We start from the raw sequence: 18,927 nt of genomic DNA, 5'->3' as shown, positions 1-18,927 counted from the left end.
TTTTATTCTTCCTTATTTACATCTGACATATAGTGTTCCACAAATATTTTTCGATACTTTTCATAGTTCGTCATATTCACATCAAAATGATAATGGATACACCAAGCATCGCGCTGTACAGGCACACCGACTGTATATCCTGCTTTTTTAAATTCAAACGATTGAGATACATCATAAAAATCAAATCCGTCAAATATGTCTTCTCGCCACGGAACATCATATTGTGTCGCCATTAATAAACCGTCAATACATTCTACAGGAATAAATGTTTTTGATTCATGATACGGTTGTTCTAAACTTGCCATATAAAACAAATCATTCATATAACCAATGACCTTCCCTACAATTCCACGCCCTTCGTTCCATACACCAGTCGGAGGAACATATTGCGCTCCAACCATCCCAATCATCCCAAGGTGTTCATGTTCCTCAAATAATTGAAGTAATCCGTATAAAAAAGCCCTATTTATAATAAAAACATCTTGATGTAAATAAACTTTATACTTCGCAGGATGCGAAATGGCTTGATTGTATCCACTCGTCATACTTTTCGCATTTCGAATCGGCATAAATTGGACAATATATCCTGGCGGTACTAACAATTGCAATATATGTCGCACGCAGTTTGCATACAATTTCCGATCATTTATACATGTAACAAATAATATTGTTTTGTCTGCAGCACTCATAATTGTGATTTTTCAGCTTCAATAATATACTGAAATACAACTGTCTCAGCCATGAAGCCACTTCCAAGACGATATTTTTTACAAATTCCATATAACTCCTCAATAAGTGGTTCATACATTTTATGATCAACATATACACGATCTACTTTACTAATTGAATATCCTGCTTTTAAAAACATTCTTAGCATTTCATTGAATGTAAAGAAACGAATATGTGTTTTATCTAATAAACCATATTCTGTATACGTCCAATTTCCAGCAAGTAAGGGAGCTAATACTGAAATATGAGCAACGTTTGGTATACTTGCTAAAATCACACCATTTTTCTTTATATATGGCTTTACTTTTTCTATCACAGCCCACGGATCAAATAAATGCTCTAATACATCTCCAAATAGGATGCAATCAAATTGTCCCTCCTCATAAGGAAGATCTATTTTTTCTATATCCCCTAAAATAACATGATCTAGTCTTTCTTTCGCTTTTTCTGCCGCCTCTGGAAATGCCTCAATTCCTGATACACGTGTACCATTTTCTTTAATAGCCGCTCCCAATGCACCACTCGAGCAACCAATATCAAGAACTTCTTTCCATTCCTTTTTTATATGCTTTAATAAATTCGGATTCGCTGCATTATAATAATGCTCGGATTTTTCTTCATATAAAGAACTTTTTTCGCGATTCATTTCACACACTCCTTATGCAAATTGAATTAGAAATATAAATCTCATATGAATTCTATAAAGTGCAGATTTTTTTCATCCCCCAATGATTATTAGCCCGCAAATAGCAGTATAAAATCTTTTATTTATATTGGTTACGTTACTGATACTCTAATATATAACCAATCTATTAGAGTTAGAATAACGATAAATCATTTCTAAAAAACGAAACCTATTACACTTTATATGGTTTATCAAAAACTCCCCGAAAATATTTACGGTTATATTCAATTGCAGCATTATTCGGAACATAAGAAGCTGCTAATTCATTGTAATAATACGCTTTATCCTGCTCCCCTAACCTGCTATAACAAATACACATTTGTAAATAGGGTAGCCATGTGTAGCTAGCTGGACTATGGAAAGGGCTTTCCGTTGCCATTGGTACTTCCGTAGCAAGTTTAAACCAAAATATCGCTTCATTATATTTTTCTTGTTCCATATATATATATCCTATTCTTGTACAATTCTCTCCTCTAGGGACGTCATACCGAAACGACTTCACACAAGATTCGATTGCCTTCTCCCACATTCCGAGCTTTGCATAGCAATCTCCTAACTTACCACATGCATAAATTTTCTCTTCATACCATCCTTCGTCTTGATTAAGAAATGTTTCATATAGAAGAACTGCATCATCATATTTTTGGTTATCCGTAGATTCATTTGCGTAATAAAATAAATCTCTCGGACTTAATTCTTCACCTGCCGCTACAGTATTTTGAAAAATTTTCAAATTACGATTTGTTACTTTTTTTTCTTTTTTATGTGTAATAGCAACATTACTACTAAAAACCTCACCAGAAATAGCTAAATACTCATGAACCTTTCCAAACCATTGAAATTGTTTTTCACGCTTTACAAGTCGATTTCTTTTTGTACAATATAAAGGTTTCCCGTTAGAATCCATTGCAAGATGATAAGGCATCGAAACAGCATCAATTTTAGGATCTAATTCTCTTTTTAAAAATTTCAATGCTTCTTGAGCATCTTCTAATAAGACGTCATCTGCATCTAGCCACAATATATACTCTTGCGTCGCTTTTGAAAAAGAAAAATTTCTTGCTGCTGCAAAATCATCAATCCACTGGAAATCATATATGTTAGAAGTGTATTTCTCTACGATTTCTTTCGTTCGATCGACGGAACCTGTATCAACTACTATAATTTCATCCACAATTTTTTCAACTGTTTCTAAACAACGGGCTATTGTCTCCTCCTCATCTCGAACAATCATACATAAACTAATTGTAATTCCTTGCTTGTTCAACATAATCACCCTCTTCCAAATCAATCATATGTTATACATATACTAAACTTTCCATTTTTTTAAATTGTTCAAGTAGTTTAAGATTTCTTTTCAATAATTCAAATGTCCGTGTCATTTTCTTTCGGTTTTGCATCTACTATATAATGAACGCTTTATGGAGGTGAATTTATGTCAAATAATAATTATTCAAATGGATTAAATCCCGATGAATCTTTATCTGCTAGTGCATTTGACCCTAATCTTGTAGGACCAACATTACCACCGATACCACCGTTTACCCTTCCGACTGGGCCGACCGGGCCTACTGGACCTACCGGACCTACGGGGCCTACTGGACCTACCGGGCCTACTGGACCTACTGGGCCTACTGGACCTACTGGGCCTACTGGACCTACTGGACCTACTGGTGGCACTGGGACTACTGGACCTACCGGGACTACTGGTGACACTGGGGCTACTGGACCTACCGGGCCTACTGGTGACACTGGGGCTACTGGACCTACCGGGCCGACTGGTGACACTGGGGCTACTGGACCTACCGGGCCGACTGGTGACACTGGGGCTACTGGACCTACCGGGCCTACTGGTGACACTGGAGCTACTGGACCTACCGGGCCAACTGGGGCTACTGGACCGACTGGACCGACTGGACCATCCGGACTAGGACTTCCAGCAGGATTGTATGCATTTAACTCCGCTGGAATTTCTTTAGATCTTGGACTTAATGCTCCAGTACCATTTAATACTGTTGGATCTCAGTTTGGTACAGCAATTTCTCAATTAGATGCTGATACTTTCGTTATTGCTGAAACTGGATTCTATAAAATCACTGTTATCGTATATACTGCGGCAATAAGTGTATTAGGGGGGCTTACAATCCAAGTAAATGGGGTATCTGTACCAGGTACTGGGGCTACTTTAATCTCAGTTGGAGCACCTATCGTTGTTCAAGCAATTACGCAAATTACGACAACTCCATCATTAGTTGAAGTAATCGTTACAGGACTTGGGCTATCATTAGCTCTTGGTACAAATGCATCTATTATTATTGAAAAAGTTGCTTAATTTTTTACTTAGCAGTAGAACTGTTATCAGTTTTACTGCTTTTTCAATTTTAAATTCAATCATGAAACATTCGCTATCTACATAATCATATTGTTGTATGACATTTTGCAGGAGGCACAAATATGGAAAGTAAATCTGCTGTTCAGCTTTATCTCGAATTGCTAAAGAAGACAATTTTATTTGAAATATGGTTGGAATATGAGGCATACTTACCCGCATCTCTACATATTTCGAAAGAACTAGAATTCGAACCAGTTACAGTCCCCCTCCCTTTATTCATTAAGCAATATGCTGAAAACCATAACTTAAAAATTGTAAAACCAAATGTTTCAAAAAGTGAACGTCATGATGGAATGGATTGGCCAAGAGCAGCACATAGCATGATTGGTCGAGAACGTATGAACCAATTACAAGAGGCAATGGAAACCGTTGTTCGTGAAAATATAGAAGGTGATTTTATTGAAACAGGCGTATGGCGCGGAGGATCATGCATTTTTATGAATGGTTTTTTACAAGCAAACAACATTACGGACCGTAATGTGTGGGTTGCAGATTCATTTGAAGGTTTACCAGCACCGAATCTAGAACAATATCCAAAAGATTACGGTGATTATTTACACACATTCGATTACTTACGCGTCTCTTTAGAACAAGTACAAGAGAATTTCAAAAAATATGATTTACTAAATGATCAAGTGAAATTTTTAAAAGGTTGGTTTAAAGATACTTTACCAACAGCACCAATTGAAAAAATAGCAATTGCACGGCTTGATGGTGATATGTACGAATCCACCATGGATGGTCTCATGAACTTATATGATAAAGTTTCTAAAGGTGGCTATATAATTATCGATGACTACGGGCTACCACCATGCGCTGAGGCTGTGACAGACTTTAGACAGCAACGAAATTTAAAAGCCCCTATTACTAAAATTGATGTATTTGGCGTTTATTGGAGAAAAGAATAAACAAGATTTAATCTATAGGAGATTCCATTTCTACTCATCCTTCTCTCACTTCTAATCCAATTAAGTATTTCTTTTGTGGAATCTCCTTACATATAACAATTGTTTTCCTGTGTTCTCTCACTACAAATTGAAAATTTCATTAATAGAGTTACTGCATATTCTCACATAAGAAAGGGGTATACTCATGAGCGAATTTAACAAAGAAATGACTTTACTCCCCCCTCCTGAACTCGTCCAATATGTAGGTGGCGACTTCAAAAAGGTTGGAAAAGAGTTCCTAAAGCATTTTATTCAAATTGGCGCTTTAAAATCAAATGAAAAAGTATTAGATGTAGGCTGCGGCGTCGGCCGAATGGCTGTACCATTAATGAATTACTTAAATGATGATGGAGCGTATTATGGATTTGATTTGTTTAAAGATGGAATTACTTGGTGTCAAAATAACATTTCAACTATGCGTAATAATTTTCACTTTGAACATGTTGACATATACAATCAATTCTATAATCCGGAAGGAAAAGAAGATGCCTCTCAATATCGTTTTCCCTATGAAGACGAAACATTCGATTTTATCTTTTTAACTTCTGTATTTACACATCTTCTCCCAAAAGAATTAGAACATTACGTATCTGAAATTTTACGTGTATTAAAAAAAGACGGGAGATGTTTCATTACATTCTTTCTTATAAACCCTGAATCGTCCTATTATTTAAATGCAGGACAAAGTACATTAGGTTTTTATCATCGAATCGAAAATTGCTACGTTGTAAATAAAGAGATTCCGAATTTCGCAGTTGCTTATCCTGAGACAGATATTTGCAATCTATTGAATAAGTACGGCCTAGAAATAATTAATAAGCCGCATTACGGTTTATGGTGCGGCAGAAATGAATATACAAGTTACCAAGATATTGTTCTTACAAAAAAAAGCTTCTGAAAGGAAGTTATGTATGATGAATGAAAAAAATCCACCTCTCGTTTCCATCCTTATTCCCACTTATAATCGGCCTCATTATTTTAAAATCGCTCTAGAAAGTGCATTGGCACAAACTTATTCAAATATTGAAATCATCATCGGAGATGACAGCACAAATGATGAAACAGAAACTTTAATACGCGAACAATACTTACCAAATTATAAAAATATAACATACATTCGAAATATCCCTACTCTAGGACAATTTCACAATGACCTTATGCTCATAGAAAAATCAAATGGTGAGTATATAAATTTTTTAATGGACGATGACGTGTTTTATAAGCATAAAATACAAAAAATGATGAACTATTTTGAGCAAGATTCCAATAAAAATCTTGCTCTTGTTACTTCTTATCGAGTACGTATTGATGATCATGGAAATCTAATCGGTGATTCCCATCCAACCCAAAGGTTATATAGTGAAGACACTCCATTAAACGGAATATTTTTAGGTAATTGGATGTTAAAGGGCGGGCACAACATTATCGGTGAGCCTACAACTACTTTGTTTCGAAAAGAATTGCTCACGGATCCTTTTGGTACCCTTAAAGAGCGACAATATTCTTGTAGTGTTGATATGGCCTCATGGATTTCTTTACTTTCTAAAGGAAATGCAATATACATTTCTGAGCCTTTAAGTCAATTTCGCTACCATGCAGGACAACAAATACACAATAAGCTCCTTCAAGGTTGTGAAGATTTCACACACCTTGTTATAACAGCAAAAGAATATGGCTTTTTACAAAATACTACGGACTATAGAGCAGCTCTACTTAGTGCTTACCAATGGTGTAAAAGTTCCTTAAAATACTATCTTCATCAACTAGATATTTTTCCTGATGCACATGTACGTCTTTCCCATTGTTTGGATATAATTATTAAAGAGTTAAACAATTAAACTACTCTGCAAAATCAAAAGTGTATGGGCTATATGCGAATCATTCGTATAGTTCATACATTCTTTCTCATACTATAAAATCCATTACTATAAAGAGCAGTAGAAAGGAATACCTACATTGAAAGATCCAAATTCTCAATATCAAATAGACTACGTATTACTATTTATTTTATTTGCCATTGGGATTGTTAGTTGCTGTGCTATTGCAAGTGCGCAAGCCTCTTTACCACCATTTTTACAAAACGTCAATTTTGTACTAAAGCAAATCCAATGGTACTTCATTGGATTTATAGCCATTGGTGTTATTATGATTATCGATTTCGATCGTTATCAAAAAATTGCTTGGTATTTGTATAGCTTTGCAATGGTACTACTTATAGGACTAGAACTTCAAGTACCAGGTGCCGTTACAATTAAAGGCGCTACTGCTTGGTACAGGCTCTCGGGCATCGGAAATTTTCAGCCTTCTGAAATTATGAAATTATTTTTAATTATCGTCATTGGACGAATTATAGCAAATCATAATGAGAAATATTTTTCCAGAACAGTGCGTGACGATTTTTTATTACTTGGAAAAATATTTGCGACAAGTTTGCCACCACTACTACTTATTGCAAAAGAACCAGATTTAGGAAACACAATGGTCATTTCAGCGATGCTTGCAGCAATGATACTAGTTTCTGGCATACGATGGCGTTTTATTTTCGGATTAGTTTCAGGTACTTTCGTCGCTGGATCTACATTAATATATATTTTTTTTACTCACACAGATTTCTTTAAAGCACACATTTTAAAAGAATATCAACTAAATCGCTTCTACGGATGGTTAGCACCTTACAAATATGATGCACAAGGCTATCAATTAAGACAAGCATTCTTAGCGACTGGATCCGGAGAAATGCAAGGAAAAGGGTGGGAAAATGGACAAGTATATTTTCCAGAACCACATACAGATTTTATTTTCACTAATGTCGCTGAACAATTTGGATTTCTAGGCGCAAGTGTCATTATTTCACTTTTTTTCTTACTCATTTTTCGAATGATTCATATCGCTTTAGAAAGTAATGACCCTTTCGGTAGTTACATTTGCGCTGGTACAATCGGAATGTTTACTTTCCAAGTATTCCAAAATATCGGGATGACAATCGGATTACTTCCCATTACAGGGATAACATTACCTCTTATGAGCTACGGAGGAAGTTCACTACTTACATACATGATTGCGATTGGATTCATTTTAAATGTTCGCTCAAGAACGAAAATCTTTATGTTTAAATGAACAACAAAAAAACGCTATATTTTTATCTCTATCCTTTTTTAGATATACTAATGAAAAATACGATGGAGGTTTAAATATGAAATATGACATTATAGGAGATATTCATGGATGCTTCCAAGAGTTTCAAAATTTAACAGAGAAGCTAGGATATAACTGGAGTAGCGGTCTACCGGTTCACCCTGACCAACGTAAACTTGCATTCGTTGGCGATATTACAGACCGTGGTCCTCATTCATTACGTATGATCGAAATTGTATGGGAACTTGTCATACATAAAAAAGAAGCTTATTACGCTCCTGGAAATCACTGTAATAAACTATATCGATTTTTCCTTGGACGTAATGTAACAGTCGCTCACGGACTTGAAACAACTGTTGCTGAATATGAAGCACTTCCTTCTCGTAAGCAAAACATTATAAAAGAAAAGTTTACCACTCTTTATGAACAATCACCGCTCTACCACATACTAGATGAAAAAAGAGTAATCGTATGTCACGCTGGGATTCGGCAAGATTACATAGGAAGACGAGATAAAAAAGTACAAACCTTTGTATTATATGGCGATATTACAGGAGAAAAGCATGCCGATGGCTCACCTGTCCGTCGTGATTGGGCGCAAGAATACAAGGGGCAAGCTTGGATTGTATATGGACATACACCAGTAGCAGAACCTCGATTCGTCAATCAGACAGTCAATATTGATACTGGTGCTGTATTTGGTGGCAAATTAACCGGATTACGTTATCCTGAAATGGAGACTATCTCTGTCCCTTCTTCGTTACCTTTTGTCGCTGAGAAATTCCGTCCAATTTCATAACTACCTTACTTAGCATTATTTAGGCAGATATCATATAAAACTAGGTAAAGTAATTAAAAAAAGATGCAATAAAGTGCATCTTTTTTTAATTACCCTACATATAATGTCGCAGGAGGTGACAGAATGAAGAAAAAATCTTCTAAACAAAAAAGAAAATTTCCCCCTTTATATCTGCCCATGTACGGAATTAACAACTGGTGTAGTATTCGAGCTGCAGCGATAGAAGAACTGGAAGAACAAGAGTCATCAAAAAAAAGCAAAGTAAAACCAACATATGTCTCTTTAGAAAATGCTGTGATGAGCCGCATAATCGATCGTAAAAAAATAAAGATGCAACAAAAAAATAAACAGCTCTCAAATCAAGATGAACAGGTACTACATTCTAACCAAACAGAAGAAAAGGCGGAAGAAAATATTTCTGTAGCAATAAATAAAAAAGTGGAACCAGAAATTCCAGCTGCTATTATAAACAAAGTAAAAAAAATAAAAGAAGCATTAGCTTCATCGAATGATATACAAACTGAAAAACCACTCATAATTGAGACACCTACACCTGAAAATACAAAAGTTAAAAGGGGCGGCCGATATGCATATGCGGAGGGGCTTCACTCTCATGCGGAAGGCATGGCAGCACATGCGGAAGGCTTATTAACGCACGCAAAAGGTTCTTTCTCTCATGCAGAAGGATCAAACTCAAAAGCAACTGGACATAGTTCGCATAGTGAGGGAAGTGAAACGACAGCAGGCGGTGCTTATTCTCATGCGGAGGGTAAACAGACGATTGCTTTAGGCGAAGCAGCACACGCAGAAGGAACCGCAACTATCGCTAACGGATCCTCTTCTCATGCGGAAGGTCATCATACATCAACAGCTCATTTTGCAGGTAGCCATATTATGGGGCGCTTCGGCACTGCAGAAGAAGCTTATTCTTGGTTTATTGCAAATGGTGTAAACGACACCGACCATAATATCGGTGCTAAATGGCTTGCCCATAATGGAGAAATGTACATTGAGGGCGCGTCTTACAATGCAAGCGGAACGGATTTTGCACAAATGTTTGAAACAGAAGGTCATAAACCTATTGATGTCGGTTATTTCGTTACATTTAGTAGCGAAGAAAAAATTCGGATAGCTACTTCACACGATTCGTTCATTTTAGGAATATCTAGTGCAACCCCTGCACTTATAGGAAATAGCGGGGCTTTAAGTTGGCAAAAACGCTATAAAACAGATAACTTTGGGAAACGCCAATATGTATGGACGGAAACAGAAGAAATACAACCTCTTTTAAATACAGAATGGGATCCAGCTTGCAAATATGTAGCAAGAAAAGATCGCGCCGAGTGGCTTCCTGTCGGATTAATTGGGCAAATGTTAGTACGTGATGACAGCACTTGCGAAACTCATGGATATTGTCGTCCAAATGACAATGGCATTGCTACAAAAGCCGAAAGTGGATTTTTCGTTATAAAGCGTACGGGTGAAAACCAAATTTTAATATTATTCCGCTAAGAAAAAAGGGAACAAAATTCTTTATAATATAAGAATTTTGTTCCTTTTTTAAGCATTCCTAAGTAGCTCTTGCATATCGCTTGGAATTTTTATAGTGAAAGACATTTCTTTCTCTAAAATAGGATGATAAAACGTCAAAGATTTACTATGAAGTGCTTGCCGTTTCATTTCATCCCTTCTTCCTCCATATAAGTTATCACCAAGTAATGGATGTCCTATATGAGCCATATGCACACGAATTTGATGCGTTCTTCCTGTCTCAAGCCCCAGCGCTACATGTGTCTTATCATATGTACTATCAATTACTTTAAAATGAGTAACCGCCCTTTGTCCATCCTCACAAACCGTTCGCTCAATAATGCTATCAGATTTCCGACCAATTGGTGCATCAATTATTCCTTCTCGTTCTACCATCTCACCGTGAACAATTGCTTCATACGTTCGTTTCACAGCTTTTTGTTGATGCTGCTTAGATAAAAGATGATGCACGAAACGATTTTTTGCAATAAGCATAAGCCCTGAAGTATCACGATCTAGCCGTGTTACAATGTGCACTGTACTTGCCAGATGCTGCTTATCATAATGAGATAAAATCGCATTGGCAACACTCCCTGTCGGATGTTCTCTAGACGGAATCGTTGACATGTTCGCCTCTTTATCAATGATAAGAACCGCATCATCTTCATATACAATGCATAAAGGGATATCTTCTGCCATCATCCCTTCACTTCTTTCCTCCACTGGAAAAAAGACACTTAATTCTTCACCAGCGCGCAACTGATGACGAACACTCGCATGTTGACTATTTACTTCAATTGCCCCGCCGTGAAACTTTATATCCGTTAAAGCGGCTTTAGAAATACCTTTCGTTTTCAAAAATTCCCTAACTAAAGTTCCCTCTTCAGTCAGCCCTATATCCCATTTCAATGTAAATCTGTTCAAATATATAACCCTTTCTATTTATCTGCAACAAACGAGTCACGAACTCGTTTCCAGAACGGGAACGGGCGGAAACGAACAAATCGTACTTTCTCGTTTGCTACGCGATACTGGATTGATTTCACATCTTGATGGACCATTGTTAAATGATCCACTGTAATTTGTAAGTTCATTCCTGCAGCCGGCTTTAACACACATGTATGATGCTTCGGCAATACGAGTGGCGATCCTACAGTACGAAACACACGATTGTTAATGGACGCCATTTCTGCAATTTGAATCGCTTCAATAGATGGGTGAATAATTGCTCCGCCAAGCGCTTTATTATACGCAGTACTTCCTGAAGGAGTAGAAATACAAAGGCCGTCCCCGCGGAATGTTTCAAAATATTCTCCGCGTATTTCTACTTCTGTTACTAATGTACCTTCTGCACTTTTTACAGTCGCCTCATTCATCGCTAAATACTGTGACTCTTTACTTCCATTCACATAGCGAATAATAACTTCTAAAAGCGGATATTCCACCACTTGGAATGGTGTTTTTGCAATCGCAATTACTAATTTCTCTACTTCTGTCGGTAACCAATCTGCATAGAAACCTAAATGTCCTGTATGTACACCAACAAATGCTGTTTCATCCAATCGATTATAATAACGATGAAACGCATACAAAAGCGTTCCATCTCCCCCAACAGAAATTACAATATCGGGTTCCTTTTCATCCATTATAAATCCAAAATCTAGCAAGTACTCTTTCATCGTGCTTGCCAGTGTATCTGATGATTGATCTCCCTTTGACATAATTGTAAATTTCATCGCCCAACACCCTTTAGTTTATGATTCGGAATCTTTCGTTTCTTGCTTTCTTGAAAAAGCCTTTTGCGCTTCTTGAATTTCAAGACGAATAGAAGACATTTCTTCATCTAATAAAAACGCCGCTTCAGCTGCACGTTGCAAGCGTATTTTAATATCTTCAGGAAAACGTCCACTATATTTATAATTTAAAGAATGCTCAATTGTTGCCCAAAAGTTCATTGCTAGCGTGCGTATTTGGATTTCTACCAATACTTTTTGTTCACCCTGAATCGTTTGAACAGGATAACTAATGACAACATGATAAGAACGATAACCGCTATCTTTCTTTTGCGTGACATAATCACGTTCTTCCACGATTTCAAAGTCATTTCGTTTTCGAAGATATTCTACAACAGGCTTAATCTCATCAACAAATTGACACATCATTCTAAGCCCAGCAATATCCTGCATATCTTCTCTCAATCGGTCTAGCGGTACATTTCTCTTCTCCGCTTTATCAATAATACTTGCAACCGACTTTACCCTTCCTGTTACAAACTCAATTGGAGAATGCTCTGTTAACATTGCAAATTGAGTACGCATTCCTTTTAGTTTCACTTTCAGCTCTGCCACCGCTTGGTGGTAAGGTGCTAAAAATTCTTCCCAATTTCGATTCATTTCAACCACCACCAAAATCAATCCATTTGCTTATAGAAATACTTTTTCTACAGCAGTTACTAATTCTTCTCCGTAATTTGCATTACCTTCAATATTTTCAACTAAATATTCTACTTCTTCTTTTAATCCTTCTAATTCCATTTCAATGTCATTCACGCTAACGAACATAACCACATCGTTATTCATCGCTTCATGCATTGCTTCCCAGCATGTATGCGGAATACTTACATAAATGAAAGATGATTCATTTTCTAAGATATATAAAAATGATAAATTGTCTGAGTCTACAAGTACGTGATTACGTGCACTTAACTCCTTTACCTCTATTTCACTATTTTCCGCACAAAAAATAAGAGCATTCTCTCTCTTTTCTACGCTCTTAACTTGGATTTTATTTTGCATGCTCTAACTCCTCCATCTCAACTTCCTGTCTTACTTAACAGTATTATTGTATCATAACATGGACGCAAACAAATAAAACATTGAACCAAATTTATGAAAAAGCGATAATGTGTAAAGAATTATTTTTCAAAAGGAGATTATACAATGACACAAGAAATTGAAATTGAATTCAAAAATATCGTTACAAAAGAAGAATTCGATACATTATGTAAATCGTTTTCTATTGAAGCATTTACGAAACAAGTGAATCACTACTTTGAAACACCTGACTTCTCGTTAAAAGAAGCTGGCTCTGCACTTCGTATTCGTCATAAAGGAGAAACTTATACGTTAACGTTGAAACAACCTGCAGAAATCGGTTTATTAGAAACGCATCAAGTCGTAACAGAAGACGAAGCAAAAATGATGATGGAATCAAACACAATCATTCAAGGAGCAGTAGTAGATCAATTACACAAATTACAAATTCCTGTTTCTGCTTTAACATATATGGGTAGTTTAACAACAGAAAGAGCAGAAACATTATTTAAAGGCGGAACGCTTGTCTTTGATCATAGTTTCTATTACAATCACGATGATTATGAAATTGAATTTGAAGTACAAGATGAAGAAACAGGAAAAGCTGCATTTATTCATTTATTAACGCAACATAACATACCTGTTCGCCATACAAATAACAAAGTAAAACGCTTTTTCCTTGCCAAACAAAACAAAGCACGCTAAAGTGAAAATTCCACTAGTGAATATGTTTCACTAGTGGATACATCTCACTAAAAAAGTTTACACCCGTAGAATAAGCAAAGAATCTTTGAGAAGGCTGTTTATTTGCCCTCTCGAACATTCCATTGCTACAATAGATATACATTTCATGGAAAAAGGAGTTTATAAAGGATGAGCAAGCAACCGATGACACCATTTGAAGCAATTGGCGGTGAACAATGCATTGCAATATTAGTAGATACATTTTATTCCTATGTCAGTAAACACCCTGACTTATCTCCCATCTTCCCGGAAGATTTAACAGAAACCGCTAGGAAGCAGAAGCAATTTTTAACACAATATTTAGGTGGTCCTAATTTGTACACTGAAGAACATGGTCATCCTATGTTAAGAGCACGCCATCTTCCGTTTGAGATTACTCCAAAACGAGCAGAGGCTTGGCTATCATGCATGGAGCAAGCAATGGATGATACTGGAGTGCATGGTCATATAAGAGAGTTTGTCTTTGAACGTTTAGCATTAACCGCTCAGCATATGGTTAATACTCCAAACGAAACAGGTGAAGTGTAATGGATAAGCAGGAAGCAAAGCATATAAATATGCCATCTCCTTCCGCATGTGAGCATAAGTCTGTAGAAGCATATTTATTTATTGATCCACTTTGTAAAGATTGCTGGGAAATTGAGCCTTTTATCATTAAACTATGGCTTGAATACGGGAAATACTTCTCTATTCGTCATATCGTAACAGGAAAAGTGGATGGAACGAACGCTTCCTCACACAAATGGAATAAACCTGCTAATATTCGATTTGTGTGGGAAAAGACAACAAGTTTACAAGGTTTTTCATGCGATGGAAAGGTACATATGCAAGAAGCATCGTCAACACCATATTTAGTTTCGATGGCAATTAAAGCAGCGGAGTTGCAAGGCCGAAAAGCAGGTTCGAAGTTTTTGCGAAAACTCCAAGAATACATTTTCCTTGAAAATGTATCAAGCCCTGACTGCGAACTATTACTTGCATGTGCGAAAGATAGCAATATTGATGTAGAAGAATTTAAAAAAGATCTACATTCTGCTAGTGCAAAAAAAGCTTTCCAATGTGACTTGAAATTCACGAATGAAATGCATATTACAGAAATACCCTCCCTCGTCTTTTTTCATGCGAACTCAGATGAAGAAGGTATTAAAATCGCTGGAAATTATTCCTACGATGTATACGTACAATTATTGAAAGAACTTGTAAAATGTGAAATTGAGCCAGAACCATTACCACCTTTAGAAGTGCTACTAGAAGCAACACAATTTATATCTTCAAAAGAAGTAGCATTTATTTATGACTGTCCGCAACAAGAAATTGAGCGCGAACTTAAAAAATTACAACTGAAACGAAAAGTACAAATGATAGAAGTAAAATGCGAACGTTATTGGAAATGGATAGCAAAAGAAAAAGACCTGGTGTAAACACCAGGTCTTCTTCTTTACGGCTTATAAAAATATTAAAGGGGATGGGAGAAATTTTCACGTTCAAACAAAGGGGTATATGTTTGTATGTGAATTCGTTCACGCTTATTATATTACAAGATTCGACGTCAGATGACAACCCCTTTTGTCGAATTTCACACTTTTGTCACATTCTAAACGTTTTCATTTTTGAATAAGCTATAAAAAAGGTCATTTAGGGGGTTTATTTATGAAAAAATCTTATATTGCTCTTCTCTTTCTAGCTGTCATCGTTTCTTTTTTCTTGTACATCCTCTCTCTACTACAAGCTTTTCCTAAAATTATTGCCTTACCTCTTTTATTCGGAATCATTGTTATCACTCTCTCTTATTTCAATCATAAAAAACGATTCAAAGGGTTTTAATTTCAAAAATCAGCCGTAAAACTATCCTTTCAGTTAGAAAAAACAAAGAAATTCACCTTGTTTTTTCGACATATATCGACATTTAATCTATTCAAAAAAAAGACGAGGATACAATCCCTCGTCTTTTTTCATTACTTTTCTTCAAATAATAATGCTTCTAATTCATTTAATTTCTCTTCAAATACTTGTAGTGCCTCTTTTACTGGTTCAGGAGATGCCATATCTACTCCTGCTTTTTTCAGCACTTCAATTGGATAATCAGAGCTTCCTGCTTTTAAGAACTCGTTAATATAACGTTCTACTGCTGGTTGTCCTTCTTCTAAAATCTGTTTAGATAGAGCAGTCGCTGCACTAAATCCTGTTGCGTATTGATATACGTAATAGTTGTAGTAGAAGTGTGGAATACGAGACCATTCTAAACCAATCTCTTCGTCGATTACTAAAGCGTCACCGAAATATTTCTTATTTAAATCATAGTAGATTTCCGTTAGCATATCTGGCGTAACAGCATGTCCTTCTTGTACTTTCTTATGAATAATATGTTCAAACTCTGCAAACATCGTTTGACGGAATACAGTACCACGGAACCCTTCTAAATAATGATTTAATAAATATAGACGCTCTTTCTTATCTTCTGTCGTTTTTAATAAATAATCATTTAGAAGCGCTTCATTACAAGTAGATGCCACTTCTGCTACAAAGATGGAATAATCACCATATACGTGCGGTTGTGTTTTTCTTGTATAGTAACTATGCACCGAATGACCAAACTCATGAGCAAGTGTAAATAAGTTATTTACATTATCATGCCAGTTCATTAAAATATACGGATTTGTTCCATATGCACCAGATGAGTATGCCCCGCTTCGTTTTCCTTTATTCTCATACACATCTACCCAGCGATTTTCATATGCCTCTTTCAAAATATCAACATATTCATCACCAAGTACGTTTAAAGATTTTAATAAAAGGTCTTGTGCTTCTTCGTATTTCACATTCATTTTCACTTCTGGTACAAGTGGTGTATATAAATCATACATATGAAGCTCATCAAGTCCTAATGCACGCTTACGAATATCGATGTAACGGTGTAATAAATGTAAGTTGTCATTTACCGTTTCAACGAGTTGATCGTATACTGCTTCCGGAATATTATTATTGCTCAGTGCAGCTTGGCGAGCAGAATCATATTTACGAACACGCGCATTGAAATTATTACGTTTTACTGCTCCACTTAACGTACTTGCGAATGTATTTTTAAATTTCCCATACGTTTCATATACAGCTTTAAATGCATCTTCGCGAACACGAGGATCATCACTTTCTAAAAACTGAATGTAACGGCCATGTGTAATTTCTATTTCTTCTCCGTCTTCACCTTTAATAGATGGGAATTTTAAATCCGCGTTATTCAACATACCGAATGTATTGCTTGATGAACTCATTACTTCAGATGCTTCCGCTAATAAAGCCTCCTCAGCTTCTGATAATACGTGCGGGCGTTGACGTGTAATTTCTTCTAATGCATGTTCATATACACTTAAATCTCTATTTTCCTTCAAGAATGTTTGCATTGTATCTTCTGAAATCGATAAAATTTCAGGCACAATATACGCTGTGCTACTAGATACTTGTGAATATAAATTTGTTGCGCGATCATTTAATGCTTGATATACAGAGTTTGTTGTATCTTGATCGTAACGCATATGAGCATATGTATATAGCTTACCTAATCGCATTGAAATTTCATCTTCATATTGCAATGCCTCAAGTAAATTGTCCGCAGAGTCACCAAGTTTCCCTTTAAATTCAGTTAACTTCGGTAATAGCTCTTTAATAGCCTGGAATTCTTTTTCCCATTCTGCATCCGTTTGGAAAATATCTTCTAATCGCCACGTACTTGCTTCTTCAATCTCGTTGCGATCTGGTAATGCTTTCGCTTTGTTTTGTTCAGACATTCTTTAAGCCCTCCTTTAAATATCTCTACTTAAGTACAATTCGTTTTTTCTTATGTAATTCCTTCACAATCATTCTTTATTATATCCCCTTTTCCTCCTCTCATGTTAAAATTTGCCTCAAATAAAGATAGCGCATGTATTAAGCAAATCTCATCATGTTTCATAATTTCCTCCTCTGTTTTTAACATCACTACATCCCTTATTTTTCGGTACGTATAACTTCCCGCTTTATGCAATACACCTATATAGCATAAAAATGTCATATATTCAGTAACTGCCACTTTCCATGTGTGCTGTGAAAAGTACGGAAGTATCCGCCTTTTCGTATACCTTTTTACATAACTACACACATATTGAAGAGAAATACACTCTCCTACTGCAAGCCCCCCTATACACTTCATATATAAAAAAGCTTGCCATATAAATGGGTTTGTTTGAAAAGCAAATCCAGAAGGGAGTGGAACACCAATTTCAGAAGGAAAGCTCGCTGGGGTACATTTAAATTGATATAAGAGGCGTAATAATGACTTATAATTATAATTCCAAATCGGCAGGGCATTTTTGCGGAAGTAGTTCTTTCTCTTCTTCCACTCTTCCCTTAGTATCTCTTTCTCGAAAGGAACGGGAGAAAAAAGCATTTCAAAAGTAGTTTTATCGATTGGTAAATATACAGTATGCGCGAAAAAGATGTTTGTAGAAAATGGAGTGACAAATGCACATTTCATAAATGATTTCTCTTTCGAACAGAAGAAAATAAGAAATGGTTGAGGATAAGATTGTAAGGAGAAAGCCATAAGTGAGGAGAATTTCATCCAATATGCAGATTGCTTTTTCAATTGATTTCCACCAACGATCCAAATGACCTGTATACCAGCTCGCCAATATGAATAGGTTCTTTTGTACAGCTGCTCTATAGCAAGGTTTGCACATTGGTATTCAATTGCAATTTTTCTGCCCGCCCTCTCTACAAAAATATCTGGTCGTTGCTTAATTTCTGGGAGGTAGTACTCTATATCCACCTGAAAGTTTTGACGTTTGAACCATCTATATAACAATTCTTTACCATGCATATGATACTTTGATTCCGCTTCATAAAAGGCAAGACATGAATCCACTTTTTTATGAGCAAAATGCCAACTTTTTTGTTTCCCTAATTTCATTTGCACTTCCTTTCCGCAAGCTACACAAAAGAATCGTTCTTGTTGACGCATACGGCGCAAAAGCTCTTCATTACAATTATAGAGTAAATGAATTTTTTCACCGTTTTCTCTTTTAGCGATAAATATCGTAATCACACCCTTTCAGCTCCTTATATTCTACAATTTATTACAAATTCCTTTTAAAAAAGAGATGTCCCAATTTCGGACATCT

At 36.1% G+C, this 18,927-nt stretch carries 20 protein-coding genes; 11 read left to right on the top strand and 9 right to left on the bottom strand.

The window, feature by feature from the left end; all coding sequences use genetic code 11:
- Positions 1 to 2: 2 nt before the first annotated feature.
- From MRP26_RS10705 to MRP26_RS10695, 3 genes are all read right to left on the bottom strand, one after another.
- The gene (locus MRP26_RS10705) at positions 3 to 689 is read right to left on the bottom strand and encodes a glycosyltransferase family protein (RefSeq protein ID WP_063546814.1); all 687 of its coding nucleotides are present in this window, start codon (positions 687 to 689) and stop codon (positions 3 to 5) included.
- Positions 686 to 1,375 (bottom strand): class I SAM-dependent methyltransferase, encoded by a 690-nt coding sequence (locus MRP26_RS10700; RefSeq protein WP_075719003.1) that lies wholly within the window; start codon positions 1,373 to 1,375, stop codon positions 686 to 688. The genes MRP26_RS10705 and MRP26_RS10700 overlap by 4 nt, the downstream gene beginning before the upstream one ends.
- A 211-nt stretch (positions 1,376 to 1,586) precedes the next feature.
- Positions 1,587 to 2,684 (bottom strand): glycosyltransferase, encoded by a 1,098-nt coding sequence (locus MRP26_RS10695; RefSeq protein WP_075719005.1) that lies wholly within the window; start codon positions 2,682 to 2,684, stop codon positions 1,587 to 1,589.
- Between the two features lie 165 nt (positions 2,685 to 2,849).
- On the opposite strand from MRP26_RS10695, the gene MRP26_RS10690 reads away from it, so the two are divergent.
- From MRP26_RS10690 to MRP26_RS10660, 7 genes are all read left to right on the top strand, one after another.
- Positions 2,850 to 3,746: a BclA C-terminal domain-containing protein gene (locus tag MRP26_RS10690; RefSeq protein WP_242806139.1), complete on the top strand. Its 897-nt coding sequence runs from the start codon at positions 2,850 to 2,852 to the stop codon at positions 3,744 to 3,746.
- 122 nt (positions 3,747 to 3,868) lie between these two features.
- Positions 3,869 to 4,714, top strand: coding sequence for a TylF/MycF family methyltransferase (locus MRP26_RS10685; protein WP_197242092.1), 846 nt, complete (start codon positions 3,869 to 3,871; stop codon positions 4,712 to 4,714).
- A 184-nt stretch (positions 4,715 to 4,898) separates the two neighbouring features.
- Entirely contained in the window at positions 4,899 to 5,651 is a 753-nt protein-coding gene (locus MRP26_RS10680; protein WP_197242091.1) for a class I SAM-dependent methyltransferase, read from the top strand.
- 13 nt (positions 5,652 to 5,664) lie between these two features.
- The gene (locus tag MRP26_RS10675; RefSeq protein ID WP_053565520.1) at positions 5,665 to 6,591 is read left to right on the top strand and encodes a glycosyltransferase family 2 protein; all 927 of its coding nucleotides are present in this window, start codon (positions 5,665 to 5,667) and stop codon (positions 6,589 to 6,591) included.
- 118 nt (positions 6,592 to 6,709) lie between these two features.
- A complete protein-coding gene (locus tag MRP26_RS10670) occupies positions 6,710 to 7,870 on the top strand; it encodes an FtsW/RodA/SpoVE family cell cycle protein (protein ID WP_053565012.1) in 1,161 nt (386 codons plus the stop codon).
- 76 nt (positions 7,871 to 7,946) lie between these two features.
- Positions 7,947 to 8,687 (top strand): bis(5'-nucleosyl)-tetraphosphatase PrpE, encoded by a 741-nt coding sequence (prpE, locus tag MRP26_RS10665; RefSeq protein ID WP_000872701.1) that lies wholly within the window; start codon positions 7,947 to 7,949, stop codon positions 8,685 to 8,687.
- 123 nt (positions 8,688 to 8,810) lie between these two features.
- A complete protein-coding gene (locus MRP26_RS10660) occupies positions 8,811 to 10,199 on the top strand; it encodes a peptidase G2 autoproteolytic cleavage domain-containing protein (protein ID WP_075719009.1) in 1,389 nt (462 codons plus the stop codon).
- Between the two features lie 48 nt (positions 10,200 to 10,247).
- Here MRP26_RS10660 and MRP26_RS10655 read toward each other — a convergent pair whose 3' ends face one another.
- The 4 genes from MRP26_RS10655 to MRP26_RS10640 are packed head-to-tail and all read right to left on the bottom strand — an operon-like array spanning position 10,248 to position 13,012.
- Positions 10,248 to 11,141 carry an RluA family pseudouridine synthase gene (locus tag MRP26_RS10655; RefSeq protein ID WP_197242089.1) on the bottom strand — a complete coding sequence of 298 codons (894 nt, stop codon included), beginning with the start codon at positions 11,139 to 11,141 and terminating at the stop codon, positions 10,248 to 10,250.
- A gap of 14 nt (positions 11,142 to 11,155) precedes the next feature.
- A complete protein-coding gene (locus MRP26_RS10650) occupies positions 11,156 to 11,953 on the bottom strand; it encodes an NAD kinase (RefSeq protein WP_000673190.1) in 798 nt (265 codons plus the stop codon).
- 18 nt (positions 11,954 to 11,971) lie between these two features.
- A complete protein-coding gene (gene yjbM, locus MRP26_RS10645; RefSeq protein ID WP_001081482.1) occupies positions 11,972 to 12,610 on the bottom strand; it encodes a GTP diphosphokinase in 639 nt (212 codons plus the stop codon).
- Positions 12,611 to 12,640: 30 nt separating this feature from the next.
- Positions 12,641 to 13,012 (bottom strand): UPF0738 family protein, encoded by a 372-nt coding sequence (locus MRP26_RS10640; RefSeq protein ID WP_001180005.1) that lies wholly within the window; start codon positions 13,010 to 13,012, stop codon positions 12,641 to 12,643.
- Between the two features lie 144 nt (positions 13,013 to 13,156).
- On the opposite strand from MRP26_RS10640, the gene MRP26_RS10635 reads away from it, so the two are divergent.
- The 4 genes from MRP26_RS10635 (at position 13,157) to MRP26_RS10620 (ending at position 15,598) form a co-directional block, all read left to right on the top strand.
- Positions 13,157 to 13,735 (top strand): CYTH domain-containing protein, encoded by a 579-nt coding sequence (locus MRP26_RS10635; protein ID WP_000191118.1) that lies wholly within the window; start codon positions 13,157 to 13,159, stop codon positions 13,733 to 13,735.
- Between the two features lie 168 nt (positions 13,736 to 13,903).
- The gene (locus MRP26_RS10630; RefSeq protein WP_000043386.1) at positions 13,904 to 14,302 is read left to right on the top strand and encodes a globin domain-containing protein; all 399 of its coding nucleotides are present in this window, start codon (positions 13,904 to 13,906) and stop codon (positions 14,300 to 14,302) included.
- Entirely contained in the window at positions 14,302 to 15,195 is an 894-nt protein-coding gene (locus MRP26_RS10625) for a ClpXP adapter SpxH family protein (protein ID WP_053565015.1), read from the top strand. The genes MRP26_RS10630 and MRP26_RS10625 overlap by 1 nt, the downstream gene beginning before the upstream one ends.
- 229 nt (positions 15,196 to 15,424) lie before the next feature.
- Positions 15,425 to 15,598 (top strand): hypothetical protein, encoded by a 174-nt coding sequence (locus MRP26_RS10620; RefSeq protein WP_000750354.1) that lies wholly within the window; start codon positions 15,425 to 15,427, stop codon positions 15,596 to 15,598.
- Positions 15,599 to 15,729: 131 nt separating this feature from the next.
- Here the strand turns inward: MRP26_RS10620 and pepF are convergent, their stop codons facing one another.
- Together pepF and MRP26_RS10610 are read right to left on the bottom strand one after the other, a co-directional pair.
- Positions 15,730 to 17,556 carry an oligoendopeptidase F gene (pepF, locus tag MRP26_RS10615; RefSeq protein WP_089170608.1) on the bottom strand — a complete coding sequence of 609 codons (1,827 nt, stop codon included), beginning with the start codon at positions 17,554 to 17,556 and terminating at the stop codon, positions 15,730 to 15,732.
- Positions 17,557 to 17,606: 50 nt separating this feature from the next.
- Positions 17,607 to 18,851 (bottom strand): competence protein CoiA, encoded by a 1,245-nt coding sequence (locus MRP26_RS10610; RefSeq protein ID WP_078401506.1) that lies wholly within the window; start codon positions 18,849 to 18,851, stop codon positions 17,607 to 17,609.
- Positions 18,852 to 18,927 lie beyond the last annotated feature (76 nt).

The organism is Bacillus sp. CCB-MMP212 (assembly GCF_022748145.1).
Classification (GTDB): domain Bacteria; phylum Bacillota; class Bacilli; order Bacillales; family Bacillaceae_G; genus Bacillus_A; species Bacillus_A cereus.
Note: the sequence above shows the minus strand (reverse complement) of the source record. Positions and strands in the feature narration are given on the sequence as shown.